This window comes from Sphingobacterium sp. UBA2610, assembly GCF_002339225.1.
Classification (GTDB): Bacteria; Bacteroidota; Bacteroidia; order Sphingobacteriales; family Sphingobacteriaceae; genus Sphingobacterium; species Sphingobacterium multivorum.
The window spans coordinates 126,494-143,228 of the sequence record NZ_DDKA01000034.1 but is presented as its reverse complement, the minus strand read 5'-3'; the positions used below and the strand labels follow the sequence as shown (position 1 = coordinate 143,228).

The 16,735-nt window shown below is 37.9% G+C and carries 17 protein-coding genes; 10 read left to right on the top strand and 7 right to left on the bottom strand.

From position 1 onward, the window contains the following. Positions 1-61: 61 nt before the first annotated feature. Positions 62-241 (top strand): histone H1, encoded by a 180-nt coding sequence (locus B4Z47_RS23650; RefSeq protein WP_070562307.1) that lies wholly within the window; start codon positions 62-64, stop codon positions 239-241. A 59-nt stretch (positions 242-300) separates the two neighbouring features. Here B4Z47_RS23650 and B4Z47_RS23645 read toward each other — a convergent pair whose 3' ends face one another. The 7 genes from B4Z47_RS23645 to B4Z47_RS23615 form a co-directional block, all read right to left on the bottom strand. Beyond that, positions 301-1,092, bottom strand: coding sequence for a GLPGLI family protein (locus tag B4Z47_RS23645; protein ID WP_088160286.1), 792 nt, complete (start codon positions 1,090-1,092; stop codon positions 301-303). Position 1,093: 1 nt separating this feature from the next. Next, positions 1,094-3,811 (bottom strand): outer membrane beta-barrel protein, encoded by a 2,718-nt coding sequence (locus B4Z47_RS23640; protein ID WP_286728060.1) that lies wholly within the window; start codon positions 3,809-3,811, stop codon positions 1,094-1,096. A 253-nt stretch (positions 3,812-4,064) separates the two neighbouring features. After that, the gene (locus B4Z47_RS23635) at positions 4,065-4,853 is read right to left on the bottom strand and encodes a GLPGLI family protein (protein WP_088160284.1); all 789 of its coding nucleotides are present in this window, start codon (positions 4,851-4,853) and stop codon (positions 4,065-4,067) included. Positions 4,854-4,871: 18 nt separating this feature from the next. Next, positions 4,872-7,595, bottom strand: coding sequence for an outer membrane beta-barrel protein (locus B4Z47_RS23630; RefSeq protein WP_088160283.1), 2,724 nt, complete (start codon positions 7,593-7,595; stop codon positions 4,872-4,874). A gap of 183 nt (positions 7,596-7,778) precedes the next feature. Next, positions 7,779-8,132 carry a hypothetical protein gene (locus B4Z47_RS23625; protein WP_075991110.1) on the bottom strand — a complete coding sequence of 118 codons (354 nt, stop codon included), beginning with the start codon at positions 8,130-8,132 and terminating at the stop codon, positions 7,779-7,781. Then, the gene (locus B4Z47_RS23620) at positions 8,125-8,676 is read right to left on the bottom strand and encodes an RNA polymerase sigma factor (RefSeq protein WP_088160282.1); all 552 of its coding nucleotides are present in this window, start codon (positions 8,674-8,676) and stop codon (positions 8,125-8,127) included. Before B4Z47_RS23620 ends, B4Z47_RS23625 begins: the two co-directional genes overlap by 8 nt. A 7-nt stretch (positions 8,677-8,683) precedes the next feature. Then, the gene (locus B4Z47_RS23615; protein ID WP_145327816.1) at positions 8,684-8,998 is read right to left on the bottom strand and encodes a hypothetical protein; all 315 of its coding nucleotides are present in this window, start codon (positions 8,996-8,998) and stop codon (positions 8,684-8,686) included. A gap of 107 nt (positions 8,999-9,105) precedes the next feature. On the opposite strand from B4Z47_RS23615, the gene B4Z47_RS23610 reads away from it, so the two are divergent. The 9 genes from B4Z47_RS23610 (at position 9,106) to B4Z47_RS23570 (ending at position 16,480) form a co-directional block, all read left to right on the top strand. Continuing rightward, positions 9,106-10,476: a dipeptidase gene (locus tag B4Z47_RS23610; protein WP_075991107.1), complete on the top strand. Its 1,371-nt coding sequence runs from the start codon at positions 9,106-9,108 to the stop codon at positions 10,474-10,476. A gap of 61 nt (positions 10,477-10,537) precedes the next feature. Beyond that, the gene (locus B4Z47_RS23605; RefSeq protein WP_088160280.1) at positions 10,538-11,440 is read left to right on the top strand and encodes a LysR family transcriptional regulator; all 903 of its coding nucleotides are present in this window, start codon (positions 10,538-10,540) and stop codon (positions 11,438-11,440) included. Between the two features lie 80 nt (positions 11,441-11,520). Beyond that, positions 11,521-12,501 carry a c-type cytochrome gene (locus B4Z47_RS23600; protein WP_075991105.1) on the top strand — a complete coding sequence of 327 codons (981 nt, stop codon included), beginning with the start codon at positions 11,521-11,523 and terminating at the stop codon, positions 12,499-12,501. 31 nt (positions 12,502-12,532) lie between these two features. After that, positions 12,533-13,003, top strand: coding sequence for a DsrE family protein (locus B4Z47_RS23595; protein ID WP_075991104.1), 471 nt, complete (start codon positions 12,533-12,535; stop codon positions 13,001-13,003). Between the two features lie 5 nt (positions 13,004-13,008). After that, positions 13,009-13,923, top strand: a complete 915-nt coding sequence (locus B4Z47_RS23590) for a substrate-binding domain-containing protein (protein WP_088160279.1) — start codon at positions 13,009-13,011, stop codon at positions 13,921-13,923. A gap of 66 nt (positions 13,924-13,989) precedes the next feature. Then, positions 13,990-14,781, top strand: coding sequence for a lysophospholipid acyltransferase family protein (locus B4Z47_RS23585; protein ID WP_088160278.1), 792 nt, complete (start codon positions 13,990-13,992; stop codon positions 14,779-14,781). Beyond that, complete coding sequence (locus B4Z47_RS23580; RefSeq protein ID WP_075991101.1) at positions 14,763-15,521, top strand: ABC transporter ATP-binding protein; 759 nt, start codon at positions 14,763-14,765, stop codon at positions 15,519-15,521. The genes B4Z47_RS23585 and B4Z47_RS23580 overlap by 19 nt, the downstream gene beginning before the upstream one ends. A gap of 122 nt (positions 15,522-15,643) precedes the next feature. Then, positions 15,644-15,865 (top strand): DUF2795 domain-containing protein, encoded by a 222-nt coding sequence (locus B4Z47_RS23575; protein ID WP_028072584.1) that lies wholly within the window; start codon positions 15,644-15,646, stop codon positions 15,863-15,865. A gap of 147 nt (positions 15,866-16,012) precedes the next feature. Continuing rightward, on the top strand, positions 16,013-16,480 hold the full coding sequence (locus B4Z47_RS23570) for a hypothetical protein (protein ID WP_286728052.1): 468 nt from the start codon (positions 16,013-16,015) through the stop codon (positions 16,478-16,480). Positions 16,481-16,735: the final 255 nt, after the last annotated feature.

The following is a 16,735-nucleotide window of genomic DNA, read 5'->3' as shown; positions in this document are numbered from 1 at the left end:
TTTGTATATTTAAGGAGTGTTTAGGAAAAACCATAAAAACTAAAATTATAATTATAAAAAAATGGAAAACTACGTAAAATTAAAAGAGTTAGTAGCTTCTATCGAAGCTGATGCAGACAAGTTCTTCAACAATGGTAATTCTGCAGCTGGTACACGTGTACGTAAAGGATTACAAGAAATCAAAACCTTAGCACAAGAACTTCGTAACGAAGTTACTGCTAAGAAAAACGACGGAAAATAGTTTTTTCGAAGTTAAACATAAAAAAGGCCTTTCAAATGAAAGGCCTTTTTTGTTGGCTTTTACAGAAATGTACAGGCCATCACCAAATTGTAAATCTTAATACCCAGGTAATCACCGAAAGAGGCCTTCAGTTTATCATAAACCTGCTGCCTGGTCAAGGGTTTATCTTTCTTCTTTAACAAGGTTGCCGATGAAGGGTTTACGGCTCCCAACTCAACCTTCGTTGCAAACATATTGTAATGCAGCTCTGGAACCGCCAAACCAAGGATCATCCCCGGTAGTCCATTAAAGGCCGAAGGACCTCCCGAAACAGGGATTTGATCCGTATAAAAAGCAACGGCATAGATGGAATCCAATACAAGTCCATTGGCCCTACGGCAGGGGTAACCTGCGATTTCACGGTATTCATTCGTGATTTTCCACTTGATCTTTAATGTCGAATCTGCCAAGACAACCCGTTCCCCGCCTAACTCAAAGACAGAATTAAATGCTTTACTTTTCAAATTTTGGTAGCCACTTATCCCTGACTCAAAAATTCCAGACCGCATCAGCCCGCTAACAACATCCGAATACTCTTCAGCAATATGCTCATAGAGGACCTCATCATTGGAAAATGTCAGTTTCTTTTTCAACACCTGATTTTCGGGAATCTGCCCGATCATTTCTTTGATAGAGCTACGTGTATCCTCGTCTTTTGCATAGGTTGCATAGCGTTTGAGCAGGTTTTTAAGAAACACGGTTTTGTCATAGGTAATTGTTCCTTGCGTAGGAAAATAAGCATATTGTCCAAAAGCTGTGGCTCCCCAGAAAAGGAACAGCAATAGGACGAGTAAATTTTTGATATCTTTCATTTTATTTCGATTTTACGAGCATTTTATTTATTTCCCAAGTCAGCTTAACCATATAATATCTACTGATTGTGTTGTATCGGCGTTCGGTCAGTAGTGTCCCGTTTTGACTTCTGTCAAAACCCACATTCTGTTTGAGGAGGTCATTAACCATAAAAGTCAATTCCAACTTTTCATCTTTTCGGAATTTTTTTGATAATGCAGGGCTCAGCACAAATCGTTCAAATTTTTTACTGTACACCGCCGTAGGAGCCTGATAATTATAGCTAAAATCTGCCCGAACAATAAATTTCGCTGGCAGAAAGTACTTTAGGTTTCCTTCAGATGAAAACGTAAATCCCTTACTATCTTCCATTGCGCCAATGGCATTATCTTGAATAAGATAGCCTGGAGACAATTCAATACCAAAGTCCAAGCCTTTCGTTGTCGATCGCTGTAGACTATAATTGAACCCATAACGCTGCACTTTGGCATTCGCCAAAACAGTATTGACATAGTTATAATTGTTGCTGAAAGATACCGATGGACCGCCACCATGTCTCAATTGAATTTTTTTCCATAATTTGCCGTAATACATTGGCCTGATGCTAATTTGATTGTTGCTATTATGATTCAAATTTCCCCAAACAAATGTCGTCTTACCCAGTGAATCAATCGTTGTATTTTGCACCAATGCATTGTTTGTACGTGATGCACTTAAAAAGACACCTATAAACTTATCTTCCAATACAGAATAGGTTCTAAAGCTTAGGTTCAAATTATTGGTGTAAGATGGTTTCAAATTTTCATTACCTAAATATTCATTCAGCGGATCCAAATTTGACCGCAGTGGCTGGATCTGATTTAAAGAGGGCAAACCATTGGTACCCTGATATTCCAAATTGATCGATTTATTTTTTTGTATTTCATAATTAACATCAACCACCGGATTATATACAAAAAATGATCGTGAAAGTCTCGAATTCTCCATACGGTTTAATTGCGACAGATTACTATTTTCGAACTTATTCGAGACATTGACCACTAGCTTTTCTAGGGGCTTGTAATTAATTGCGAAATTATAGGTGTTTTTTATCGTTTTATATAAGAAATCATTGCTATACAAACTATCTAGTCTATCAAAAGTACCGGTATGCTGATTTTTATCGAAAGACCTAACTGCGTTGTTATTTCTGTTGAGATTCAATCCATATTCGAAAGAAAGGATAATCTTTTTTGAAAGCGGTTCGGAATAAGCAAATTCACCCCCAGTGGAAAAAGAGCTATTTTTAACAAATTTCTTCTGGTCGAGAGTCGAATCTCTTTCAGCATTCCCTTCTTTGTAAAATCTAAGTTTAGAAAACAAATCTTGCTCACCATCCTGTTTATTGCCCGATGTAAAATAGTTGAATGATAACGAACGGCCTTTCTTTTTAAAACGTCTTACATAGAGTGCTGAGGCATTATACTGTTCTGACCTAGAATCGTTCTTAAACTTTCGCATGTTATCGTTGATCTTTTGATCAAATTGATTAACAGTAGTTGATTGTGTCTCTGAAGAACTATTATCATGCCTTTTGTTTGCACCTGCCCAAACCGTTAAATCCGACATGGAATCGACCTTAAATTCATATTTCAAACCAATATTATGCTTTCTGTTTTCATTTGACGCCAACGTGCTGCTGTTGCTAGTCAATATCGTGTCGCGTGCCGCATTGCGTGTGAACAAGCTGCGATCCAAATCAACATCGGATCGGATATGCTTATAGTCGATCCGCCAAGCATGTTTTTTGTTAGCGGTTTTATCTGAATATAGAAATCCCGTATTCAAGGACTTAGGAATACCTTCACCATTAAAATTATCGCCTCTATCGTAGTCTCCCCCCATGTTTGATACTTCCTCATAACTGAGCCCACTCTTGCCTGTATTACTTGCAATCAAATAAGCCGAAGCTTTAAACGATTGATTAAAATAGTTCAAAAAGCCCTGTCCAGCGTAGAATTTATCACTACCTCCACCAACATCCACTTTGCCGAATATTCCACGTCTAGCCTCCTCTTTTAACTTCACGTTGATTGTCTGTGTACGTTCACCATCATCAATCCCTGTTTTCTCAGCCTTATCAGACTTCTTTTCATAGACCTGAATTTTATCAACCATATCAGAACGAATATTCCGGCTTACTAAAATAGGATCGTCACCAAAGAACTCCTCCCCGTCAACAAGCATTTTCTTCACTGTTTTTCCTTGGGCAGTAATTTTTCCAGAGGCATCGACGGTAATCCCAGGTAGGACTTTCAACAAATCTTCAACTTTAGCGTTTTTTTCCACTTTAAAACTTCCAGCATCATATTCCGTTGTATCCCCCTTGATACTAATGGGCACCCGTCCCATAACAATGACTTCCTCCAGCAAGGTTGCGCTGCTGGTCATTCCAATAGACATGTTACTGTAATGCTGCCCTGGCAGGATCTCCGCGTAATATTCACCGTATTTCGGATAGGTTACAATGATAAAATATTGTCCAGTATCAGGCCGCTCAAGAGAGAACTTACCATTTTCATCCGAACGGGCAAAATTGGTCAAAATGGAATCTTTAGCTGTTAACAACATAATTGTTGCATTATGCAGCTTAAGCTGATCTTTTACATCAGTGATTTTTCCTTCAATACGGGATTGAGCATGAACTATTCCGCAGAAACAGAATAAAATAAGTAAAAGTAGTTGCCCCACTCTTTTCATAATATGGTTTGGATAGTATATAATTATATAAATAATAAAATTCGTGCACAAAACTAATATTTTGTTTCAGTTAATTTAAGTTTATCTCAAAAAAAATACAAGTAATAAAAAGATATTAAAAAAATAAAACAGACCATTGATTAACAACATAATACAAATTAAAAATCATAAAAAAAGCTCTTCAAAAGAAGAGCTTTTTTATCTAAACAGTTAGAAATACACAACATATGATGTGAACAGCATGCTGTGATTTTTATAAATTGCCAAGTTCCATAATAAATTGAACAGTTTCTTTATTCATATGTTGAGACAGCACACCTGTAATCTGATCTGTCATGGCTTTTCTTGTCATTCGTTTTACCTTCGTATTCTCAAATTTCTTTTTGTCCATCACAACTGTGTTGCTGAGTTCAACTTTTGTTGCAAAATAGGAGACGTGCTGACTAGGTACAACCAAGCCTAAAATCATTCCCGGAAGACCATTGATGGATTCGGGGCCGCCACTGATAGGGATTTCATTGCAGTAGTATCCAATGACATAAATGGAGTCTGGTGTAATACCATTGGCTCTCCTGCAATTGTAGCCAGCGATATCGCGGTATTCATCTGTGATTTTCCATTTGATGCGTTTCATGGAATCCTGAACGATGATTTTTTCACCTACGATATCGTTGTATCTCAAAAAGGATCGGTTGGACATATTTGAAAGTGTTGCTGCATCAAAGTCTAGCGCAAGCATCATAATATACTGCTTAATCTCTGCATCCAGGCTCTCGTCTTTTACCGATTCGAACAACGTCTCCGTGGTATTGAATTTCATTGACTTCTTTAACACGGCACTTTCTGGTAATCTCGGTATTATACGCTCAAAAAACTGTTTTGAGTTATCATCGGCCTTAGCGATGAATTTTTTACTTACGATATTCTTCATATACATCGTCTTATCGTAGGAAATAGTTCCCGATCGACCAAACAATGTATACTGTGCTTTAAGACCTAAGGCTGAACAACAGAAGAAGAGAAAAAAGATATATTTTAACATTGTATTTCGCTTAATATTTTATAAAAACATTTTTGTAAAATCCCATGATAGTTTAAGCATATAATATCTGCGTATCGTATCATATCGACGTTGCGTAAAGACAGAAGTCGATGCCGAACGACTAAAGCCCTTGTTCTGGTTAAGAACATCGTTGATCATAAAATCCAACACCAACGATTCATTTTTCAGGAATTTCTTGCTTACACCTGGATGCAACAAAAACTGCTCAAACTTCTCATCAAAAGCTTTGGTGGCCGCCTCGTAGGAGTAGGTATAATTGGTATAAACCTTAAATGTTTTGTTGAAAAAATACTCCACACTTCCGTTGGAAGCGAAAACAAAACCATTACTGTTGGTATTGCGTTCCAAACTTGATTTCATCAAACGATATTGCGGACTAAAGTTCAGGTCAAAATTTAAACCTGTCTTGGTATCTCTCTTGAAATTATACGTAAAATTAAAGTTCGTCGTATTGACTTTATTCAATTGGTGATTGAACATATTATAATTATCACTCATATTCACATAAAACTGTGGCGAGTTGGACAGGCCAAGTTTTTTGCTCAGCTTGAAATAAACTCCAGACCATACGTTCAAGGAAGTATTTGTCTTACCATCAACATTATTCCAAGTATATGTATTAATCCCTTTTAGGGTATCAATATTCTGCGTAATCGGGTTCTTTTCGGTAGAGATATTACCACCGACATAAACATAGTTTCCGGTCAACACACGGAACGAATTATAATTCAGATTTAATGAGTTTCTAAATGATGGTTTTAAGTTTTCATTTCCCAAATAGCGATTAATCTGGTCTGAGTTATCCAAGATCGGTTGGATCTGGCTTAAAGAAGGTAATTGATTTTTACCGGTATAGTTCATCCATAACCCCTTAGTTTTTGTAAAGGAATAACCTGCACTTACATTTGGATTATACGTAAAGTAACTTCTTGTAATCCCCTCGCTTGTATAGTTATTGAACTGTTTCAATTTGTCATTATTGAAATTATTAGCCACAGTGAACTTAAATTTTTCAGTTGTATGAACTACAGCCAATTTGTACCTATTGCTGCTTCTATCAAAATCGTAGTTATTACTGAAACGACGATCCAATTGAGTATAATTTCCGGCTCCATCAATATTGAAAGACTCCACGATGGAACTACTATTACTTTGCTCAATTCCTGTTCCCACAACAAGATTCCAAATTTTGGATAAAGGTTCGGTATAGGAAATTGAAGCGCTTAGCACGTCACTTGTATTGTTACGCACCTTACTTTGATCTGTAGTTGAATCCGTTTTTAAGCTATAATTTCTCAGGTCGGAATTTAAATGTCCAGTACCTTTCATCTCATTTCTTTTCCATTGACCATCGAATGTAAAAGAACGTCCTTTTTTCTTGAATTTGTGCGTAAAATAAGTGCTAAAATTGAGCTCGTTGATATTATTTTTCACCAATTCTCGCGTATTCTCAGCAATAGTTGTATCTGCATTTTGGCCAAACTGATAAGCTTCACGCTTGTTATCTGACCAAAGATTCTTTCTTGATGCCCCGCCTCGTATGGTTAAGAGATTTAACGAATCTAATTTCAGGTCATATTTCAGATTCGCACGATGCTGGTCATTTTCAGAATCTACATTCTTCACCGATTTGTTATTGATCAAACCGGTCGTAATCGTTTCATCATTTCCATCGCTGCTCAATCTTCCATATTTATAGTTAATGTTGACTGTATGTTTATCCTTATCAAATTTATCCGAGAAGTTAACGCCCGAATTTATAGCCTTAGGTACACCAATAACCCCTTGTCCAGAAAAAGGATCCGTAAAATTAGACCAGCTCATTGATCCGTCATCACCATAGGAAACACCTGAATCACCACCATACTTTTGTGCATCCTGCCAGTTCATGCTCGTAGTACCATTATTACCGAAAAGCCCATAAACTGATATTTTCTGCGATCCCTTAAACTTGTTCAACATCAATTGCCCCATATAATAGTCGTCGGTTCCACCGCCAAGAAGCGCTTTTCCGAACATGCCATTTTTAGAGCCTTCTTTTAGCTTTACATTGATCGTTTGCTCACGCTGACCGTCATCCACTCCTGTTCGCTCTGCCTGCTCGGATTTTTTCTCGTATACCTGAACTTTATCCACCATATCCGATCGGATATTTCGTGTCACCAGTGTCGGATCATCACCGAAAAATTCTTCACCATCTACCAATACTTTTTTGACTGTTTTACCTTGTGCAGTAATCTTTCCAGATGCATCAACCGTGATGCCAGGCAAAGCTTTCAACAGATCTTCAACCTTGGCATTCTTCTCAACTTTAAAACTACCGGCATCATATTCTGTGGTATCACCTTTAATTGTGATTGGGATGCGTCCAGTAACGATGACTTCTTGTAATAATGTGGCTGTATTGGTTAGGCCAATAGCCAATTTGGAGTAATCCACTCCAGATTGAATCTCCGTATAAAAATCGCCATACTTGGGATAACTCACAATCAGCACGTAAGCTCCTGTATCGGGCTTGGCTAAGGAAAAAAGACCATTTTCGTCAGATCTCGTAAAGCCTGTTAATATGGAATCTTTAGCGGTCAACAGCATAACTGTTGCGTCTGATAACTTTAGTTGGTCCTTTACATCACTTATTTTTCCAGCAATCTTGGATTGGCCCAAAGCCAAACCAGGAATAGCAAAAATGAAAAATAAGAGAATTTGTAAAACTCTTTTCATAAAATTGTTGGATAGTAAATTAATATCAATATAACATTAGTAGATAAAACCAATGTTTTGTTACAGTAAATTTAATTTTATTTCTTAAAAATTGGATTTTGGTTCATAGTTCCCCATTCGAGCAAAATAAGAGGTCCTTTTTACAGCAGCTCAGATCCGATGTATTCATACAAAAGATCTTCACTATACCTGATAATGCCTCTTCTTTTGCATATTGATCAAACGCCACAACTGAAGACAGAAAAAGCATATCAAAACAGCAAAAGATAACTGGCCACCAATCGTGCTATAATTTTTAAGATCCGGGGCAATGTCTGCAACTTGAATTTTGGCCATCAGATAATTATTGAACATCATGCCACAAACAGTCCCAAGAAGAAAAAATGTAATCGCATACTTTTTATTTGACAGGGCTTTCTCTTTATCTTTCTCGAGCGCAGCAATACCGTTCATGATACGTTGTTCAAAATCATCAAATGGCATTTCTATTTTACTCATTTGCATAACTTTCTTGAATTTTTCCTGTTCCTTATCCATAATACTCCGCTTTTTTAATTAACTGACTTAAAATGATCTGCATATTTTTACGGGCCCGGTGCAAGATCACTTTGGTATTCGCTAATGTCCAGCCCATAATCTCTTTAATTTCATCCATCGACTGTTCTTCGAGATAGAACAACCGTAATGCAACAGACTCGCGAGCGGGCAGAATAGTGAGTGCATCGTTGATCATTTCTTTTCTTTCGTGGTCGATTATTTCATCCAATACGGAATCTTCATGCGACATGTCATGGTGGGATAGATCAAAATTGACCAACTCCAGTTTCTTATGACGAATGGCATTAAAAGCAACATGCACAACAATTCGGTAAAACCAGGTACTAAATTTCGATTTCCCTTTAAAGGAAGACAGCGATTGATAGCATTTTATAAATGCATCCTGAACGGCATCTTCTGCCAAATGCTCTTCCTTTACAATAGAAAGAGCGACAGAAAATGCCATATCTTTATACGTTTTTATAAAATAACGATAGGATTCCACATCGCCTGATAGAACTTTTCGAATATAGATTTCATCCATTGGCGGGTTAAATATCGCGTTTTTTATCCAATCGGTTAGCAATTATCATTGCAACACCCGCAGAAATAATCAAAATTGCGACGGCAAGTGAATCTGGCAAATCAGTATTCATGTAGTTGTCCAAAATTCCCACAATGAATAATCCTATTCCTATACCAAGTACCAAAATCCCGGGCTTTTGCCAATCTAGTGACTCTCTTTTCTTATTTTCACCCGGAATCTGTACAGCCACGCTCCGATACCGCATAATAAAATAAACACACAAGGTGATACATGTAAATAGTCCGATTCCTAAAATGGCTCCTACTGATTGCTTTTCCATAATTATTTGAATTAGTTTTTACATTAGTCGCAACCATCCCCGAAAAGGTTACAACAAATTGAGTTAAATGTCTCGATTTGTGTAAATTTGTTTCAAACACAAACAATATGCAAAACATTAAAGAATATGTAGAAGCAAACAAGCAACGTTTTTTGGATGAGTTGTTTGATTTATTGCGTTTACCATCAGTAAGTGCCGATCCTAAATTTAAAGGAGATGTTGAAAAAACTGCTGAATTTGTTGCTCAGAAATTGCGTGAAGCCGGAGCCGACAATGTAGAAGTTTGTCCTACCGCTGGTAATCCAATCGTTTATGGAGAAAAAATTATCGATCCGGCACTTCCTACAGTGTTGACATATGGTCATTACGACGTACAACCTGCTGATCCATACGAGTTGTGGGATACCCCTCCTTTCGAACCGACGGTTCGTGATGGCAAAATCTATGCACGTGGTTCTGCCGATGATAAAGGTCAGTTTTATATGCATGTAAAAGCCTTCGAATACATGATTAAAAATGATGCATTAGCATGCAACATCAAATTTATGATTGAGGGTGAAGAGGAAGTGGGCTCAGTCAATTTGGGCACATTTGTTAAAGAAAATACAGAAAGACTGAAAGCTGATGTTATTGTTATTTCCGATACATCGATGATCAGCATGGCTCAACCATCGTTAGAAACTGGCTTACGTGGACTTTCTTATGTTGAAGTTGAAGTTACGGGGCCTAATAGAGATTTACACTCCGGCGTATATGGTGGAGCAGTAGCCAATCCTGCGACGATATTAGCAAAACTGATTGCATCATTACATGACGAAAATAATCATATCGCTATCCCTGGATTTTATGATGATGTTGTCGAATTGACGGCTGAAGAACGTAAAGCATTAAATGAAGCACCTTTTGACATTGAAGCATACAAAACTGACCTGGGTATCCAAAATATCTGGGGAGAAAAAGGTTTCACAACATTAGAACGCACCGGTATTCGCCCAACCTTAGAAGTAAATGGTATTTGGGGTGGTTATATCGGTGAAGGCGCCAAAACAGTATTGCCTTCAAAAGCGAATGCAAAAATTTCAATGCGTCTTGTACCAAACCAAAACTCTCACCGTATTACGGAGCTTTTCAAAAAACATTTTGAATCTATTGCACCAGATTATGTGAAAGTAGAAGTTAAACCTCATCATGGTGGTGAACCTGTCGTCACACCGACCGACAGTGTTGCTTACAAAGCGGCAGAAAAAGCCCTGCATGACACCTTTGGTGTTAAACCTATCCCAACGCGTGGTGGTGGTTCGATCCCAATCGTCGCTCTTTTTGAAGAAGTATTGGGTTTAAAGACTGTACTCTTAGGCTTCGGACTAGATAGTGACAACCTACACTCTCCCAATGAAAAGTATGGTATTGAGAATTACCTTATGGGAATATCAACAATTCCTTTATTTCATAAATATTACGCGGAACTAAGCAAATAATTTAGTTTTTCATTAGATAAAGGGTTATTTTTAAATTTTAGAAATAACCCTTTATCGTTTTATGGATTTTGATTTTCGTTTAATTGTATTTTACACTGCGGCTCAGCACCTTAATTTCACCAAAACGGCTTCGGCCCTTTTCATCTCACAACCAGCCGTAAGCAAAAACATCCAAGAACTAGAGAAGAAACTTGGCGTACCACTCTTCGAAAGAAAGGGCAACAATCTTAATTTAACCGATTCAGGTCAAATTCTCTATAAATATGCCCAACAGATTATCAATCTGTATAATCAGGCGGGCCAAGAAATACAGGAGTTGCAGGAAGGGCGAAAAGGAAAGCTGGTCTTAGGAGCCAGCACAACCATCTCCCAATATGTTTTACCTGCTCTGCTTGCCGATTTTCTATCCCAATATCCCAACAACCGTATCCAGTCTTTTCAATCCAATAGCCGCAGTATTGAGGAGCAGCTTATCGACAAAACATTGGATTTAGGTATCACGGAGGGGTCTACCGACAACCGGGCGCTGAAATACATTCCTTTTATGAAGGATGAGCTAGTTCTGGTCACAAATAGCCAAAACCCACTATTAGCTCAATTAAAAAATCCAATATTATCCGATATCACGCGCTTACCTTTGGTACTACGCGAGCAGGGCTCAGGTACACGAACAATTATTGAGAATGCACTAAAAGATAAAAGCATTAATCTATCCGAAGTACAGATAGAAATGATCTTGCCTTCAACAGAGAGTATCAAAGGCTACCTTGCTCGTCGCAACAGCTTTGCTTTTTTATCTATTTATACAGTGCAAAAAGAAGTGTTAAATAATCTATTGACCATTGTTGATATTCCACAATTGACAATAGAACGTTATTTCTATTTTACCCATTTATATGGAGGCCTTGCCGGTACGCCCAACCAGTTTCTGCAATTCTGTTTGCGGCAAAACTTCAAGTTATAACCAAATGTTATATCTCATAAACAAACTTCGTTTTAATTCCAGATTTGAGGCGGCTAGATTTGTACAAATGAATTAGCGTAATGGAATATAAAAAACTAACAGATTATTTAAAGGCACTCAGCTGGATCATTGTAGCATTGGTTATTACATGTACGACCTTATGTGTATTTCCACTAAAACATGAGGAAAACAAAAAGCAAACAGATTCTCTTGAAATGCGCAACGACTCGCTTATTACGCACGTTTCCCAATTTAAGGAAATCTCATTCAAAGATAATCCCGAAGGTAAAATGGCCAGTTATGGTGAAAAGCTAATCAAAAATACATACGATTATTTCTATGATGGGGAGGTCAAAATCGGAAACAAGCTTGCCTGCAGTAGCTGCCATCTCAATGGAGGCACAAAGGCTTTTGCTGCCCCTTATGTCGGGCTCACCAATGTCTTTCCAACCTATATTGGACGAGAAAATAAGGTTGAATCACTTGAAGAGCGCATCAACGGTTGCTTTGAGAGAAGCATGAACGGCCGAGCCATTCCTGAAAATAGCAAGGAAATGAGAGCCATTATCACCTATATTAAAAACATCAGCATAAATACAGTTAATAAAGGTCGGTTGGCAGGCCAAGGATTTATAAAAATGGATATTCCCAATCGTGCCGCGGACTTGAAACATGGTCAATTGGTTTTTGAGAATAAATGTACAAGTTGCCATGGAAAGGATGGTCAGGGGCTACCACAAACAGCGGGAAAAGGATATCAATATCCACCCTTATGGGGAAAAGACAGCTACAATGATGGTGCTGGAATGGCACGATTGCTTACCGCGGCTCGTTTTATCAAAGCTAATATGCCTTTAGGCGCAACTTATGATGCACCTCAATTGAAAGACGACGAGGCCTATGATGTCGCAGCATATATCAATTCTTTCGATAGACCTCAAAAAACAAACAAGCAATTGGACTATCCTAATCTAAGCAAAAAACCCAAAGATAGCCCCTATCCACCTTATGCCGATAACGTTAGTACAGAACAACATAAACTCGGACCTTTTAATTTTTAAACATAAATACCCCATTAAATCAATAATAAATATGAAAAAACAATTTACAATCGCTTGCATTTTAGTAGCGATAATGACTATTCAAGCGAAAGCACAGGACAATAAATTGTTGCTCAATAACCATCAATATAGCGGTGCCGTTGCTAAGAAAAAAGCGTATAAAGCCATTTATCAGCTGGACAGCAATGATCCAAAAACAATTGAAAAAGCAATCCGTAATATTAACAATGTCTTGAAAGACCCACGGTTAAAAGGACACTTACAGATTGAGTTGGTTGCATTTTCCGGTGGTACCGAAGCTTACCTAAAAAAGAACAGCCAATATGAGAAACCTTTGAAAGACCTCGTCGAGAAAGGCGTTATCGTAGCGCAGTGCCTGAATACGTTGGAAGAGAAACATATTGCCAAAGAAGAACTATTTGATTTTATAGGCTATGTTCCTAGCGGAAATGGTGAATTAATCTTAAGAGCAAATGAAGGTTGGGTTATCGTTAAACCATAAGTATAATGAAAAATTTTCTACTGCTTGGTCTAACAATAGCATTATTGGGAGCCCAGGAAATTAAGGCACAAGAACATCGTTTTGATCCCCCCTGGAATAATCCACCAGAATCGGCTCTAAATTTTACGGTACCCGGGATAGACAATATTCCAGATTTATATGGTGATATCGAGAATCCGCAGCTTACTGTCTTTTTCGCTGGCAATCAATTTATGGTTGTCGATGATCTACTTGCATCATTCAAAAAAGAATACCCACAATACGAACGTATTTTTGTTGAAACCCTGCCGCCGGGCATTTTAGCTAAACAGATTAAAGGCGGATCAATCACGATAGGGAATCTACGCATTACCCATAAGCCCGATATTTACACAGCGAGCAAACGAGCGATCAACGAGATGGCAGATTACTTCAGCCATACACAGGTTTATTGCTACAACAATATCTGTTTGATGATTCCAAAAGGAAATCCCGCTAATATCAGAACATTGAATGATCTGGGGAATGACAAAGTTCGTATCAGCATGCCTAATCCCCAATGGGAAGGAATTGGGGAGCAGATCAAAGCATCCTATAGAAAAGCCGGGGGCGAACAACTCGTCAAGAAAATCATGGAAGATAAGGTCAAAGATGGCAGCACTTATCTGACCAAGATCCACCATAGGGAGAGCCCCATGCGTATATTGTATGGACAGGCCGATGCGGCTCCCGTTTGGGCTTCTGAAGTCGTTTACCAAAAACTAATTGGCCATCCAGTTGAAGGGATCACCATTCCTGATGTGCAAAATACAACTGCAACTTACGTCGCTGCAAAGCTGAAAAACGCGCCGCATGCGCAGGCTGCAGATGACTTTTTAAAATTCATGGACTCGCCAACAGCCAAGAATATTTACAAGAAATATGGTTTCACAGTAGACTAAAAAAGAAAATGGATAATTAATTATCCATTTTCTTTCTTTACTTTAGGTCAAAATTAGTTGACTTGTATGATCCTATTGCTCAAAAAACTCCATCGGTATTGGTATTTTATCAGCGTTCTACTTGTTTTTCTTCTGTTTTTCCCTTATATCTATTTTTTAGCACGACGTCCCGAAAAAAACTATGCTAGAATCGCCCGTATGCGACGCTGGGTATCAGTTGGTGGTTCGGCCCTAGCTGGTGTATTTTTTAAGGTGAGCTATGAATCAAAAATAGATTGGAACCGTTCCATGGTATTGTGTCCCAATCATACTTCGGTCTTGGATATAACAGCCCTCACCTATTTGTGCCCAGCTCCTTTTTCATTTATCGGAAAAGCTTCATTGCTTAAAAATCCGGTTACACGTATTTTTTTCAAAACAATAGATATCCCGGTCACAAGAAGAAGTAAAGTTTCTTCTTTCAAGGCCTTCCAACGTGCCAATGAACTCGTCCGAAATGGTAGAAGTGTCGTTATCTTTCCAGAAGGAAAAATCGATGATGGTTTCCCCCCGCAGATTCACGCATTTAAATCCGGAGCCTTTCGAATCGCTATTCAAAATGACGTTCCCACAGTGCCCATTATCATAGAAAATGCCTGGGATATCTTTTTCGATGACGGCTCGAAAAGGGGATCTCGCCCAGGAATAGTTAAAATCCATGTATTCAACCCGATAGAAACTAAAGATTTTAACGATGATAATGCATCGGAACTAGAAAAAGTTGTATACGACAAAATGCATTCCTATTGGATTATGAAGAATAAATCGTATTTTCATAACCTAGAGAACCTCCAAAAAATATGTCAGGAAAGATCTTAATCGAAATCAAGGATATTGCTAGAGAATACCAAATTGGTGCGGAAACAATTCATGCCTTAAGCTCCGTTACACTCAACATCCATAAAGGAGAATTTGTGGCCTTAATGGGGCCTTCAGGATCAGGCAAATCCACGTTAATGAACATTCTCGGTTGCTTGGATACGCCAAGCCGAGGAGAATACATCCTCAATGGGATTAATGTGAGTGACATGACTGACGATGAACTCGCCGAAGTAAGAAACAAAGAAATTGGTTTCGTCTTTCAAACTTTTAACCTGTTACCAAAGAATACAGCACTTGAAAATGTTGCGCTTCCCCTAATTTACGCGGGCTATAATAAAGTTAGACGTGAGGAAAAAGCTACTGCAGCATTGGAAAGTGTCGGCTTAGGGCATCGTATGGATCATAGACCTAATGAACTATCGGGTGGACAACGACAACGTGTTGCTGTTGCAAGAGCATTGATCAACGATCCTTCCATTATACTTGCCGATGAGCCAACAGGAAACCTTGACACCAAAACGTCCATTGAAATTATGGGCCTACTGGAGGAAATTCACTCCAAGGGTAATACCATTATTCTAGTCACACATGAAGAGGATATCGCATTACATGCACACCGTATTGTACGCATGCGAGATGGCTTGATCGAAAATGATTATCCAAACCCAGAAATCAAATCAGTGTCACCAAGACTTGATGCGTTAAACGAAAAGGGAAGTGACTTTGAGAATATCTAAAAATATTATAACGCTAAAAATCAACAACTTATATTAATACAGCAAAAATAACACGTGATTTACTTGCTTAAGTTAAATTAAATCATAGTTTTGCGAAAATAGAGAACTTAAATTGTTTTTATATGTATTGGACATTAGAATTAGCTTCGCATCTAGAAGATGCACCATGGCCAGCAACAAAAGATGAATTAATCGATTACGCTATTCGTTCGGGTGCACCTGTTGAGGTGATTGAAAACTTACAATCTCTTGAGGACGATGGTGAGCCATATGAAAATATCGAAGAAATTTGGCCCGACTATCCAACAAAAGACGATTTCTTCTTCAATGAAGATGAATACTAAAAAATAAAAAACGCCTTTATTCAAAAGGCGTTTTTTATTAAAGACATCGCCCTCTCTTCGGAGACAACTCAGTACGATATCCATAACCTCCCGAAGGTTTTTATTCCATAGTTTTAATCTATTTTGATGAAGACAAGTCTTACAAGTATGAAGATAAAATTAAAGCTATTGTTGTTCATGTTTATTGGCTGTATTGTCAGCCAAAGCCTATTTGCTCAGGAACAACAAACTTCCAATGAACAGGTTGTTGTTTTAAAAAAGTTTGTCCAGCGCTTGAATGATCCTAATTTAGCGACTGATATTATTTTAAGCCAAGATCTAATAACATCAAAAAAACTGGACGAAGATCTACAGGAATACCTATTGGCAAGCATCGATGAAATCAGGATAAATGTACAGAGCAAGGATATCAACCAACTGGAATATCTTAGCTTTGCTCAAACAGGAAGAAAAGAAACAAGTGATATCGATCTCGAAGGTATTGCCCCGCAACAAGTCTACTTTGTCAAATACCTCAAGCGTTTTGTATTTGCAGCAGTCATCCGTGATAGCAAAATTGCCTCTTTTACATTAGTTTCCAAAGGGAACAATAAAGCTCATTTTGTATTCTATTAGTTTTCATTGCCCCTATTTTATCAGACGCCTGCTGTTAGAATCCTTAAATATCACGCTTAGTCTTACACAAATGCACGCTTATCAGGTTTTATTTTAAAGTATATTTGTGAGCAATATTAAGCCAAAGATGCTTTCTTAAAAATTTTTCAATAAAAACACTTGCATTTTATAATTCTATCAACCATATTTGTATTAATAAAAATAACAATGATAACAACTGTCTCAAATAAAGCTTGGTGGTGGCACAACGAATAA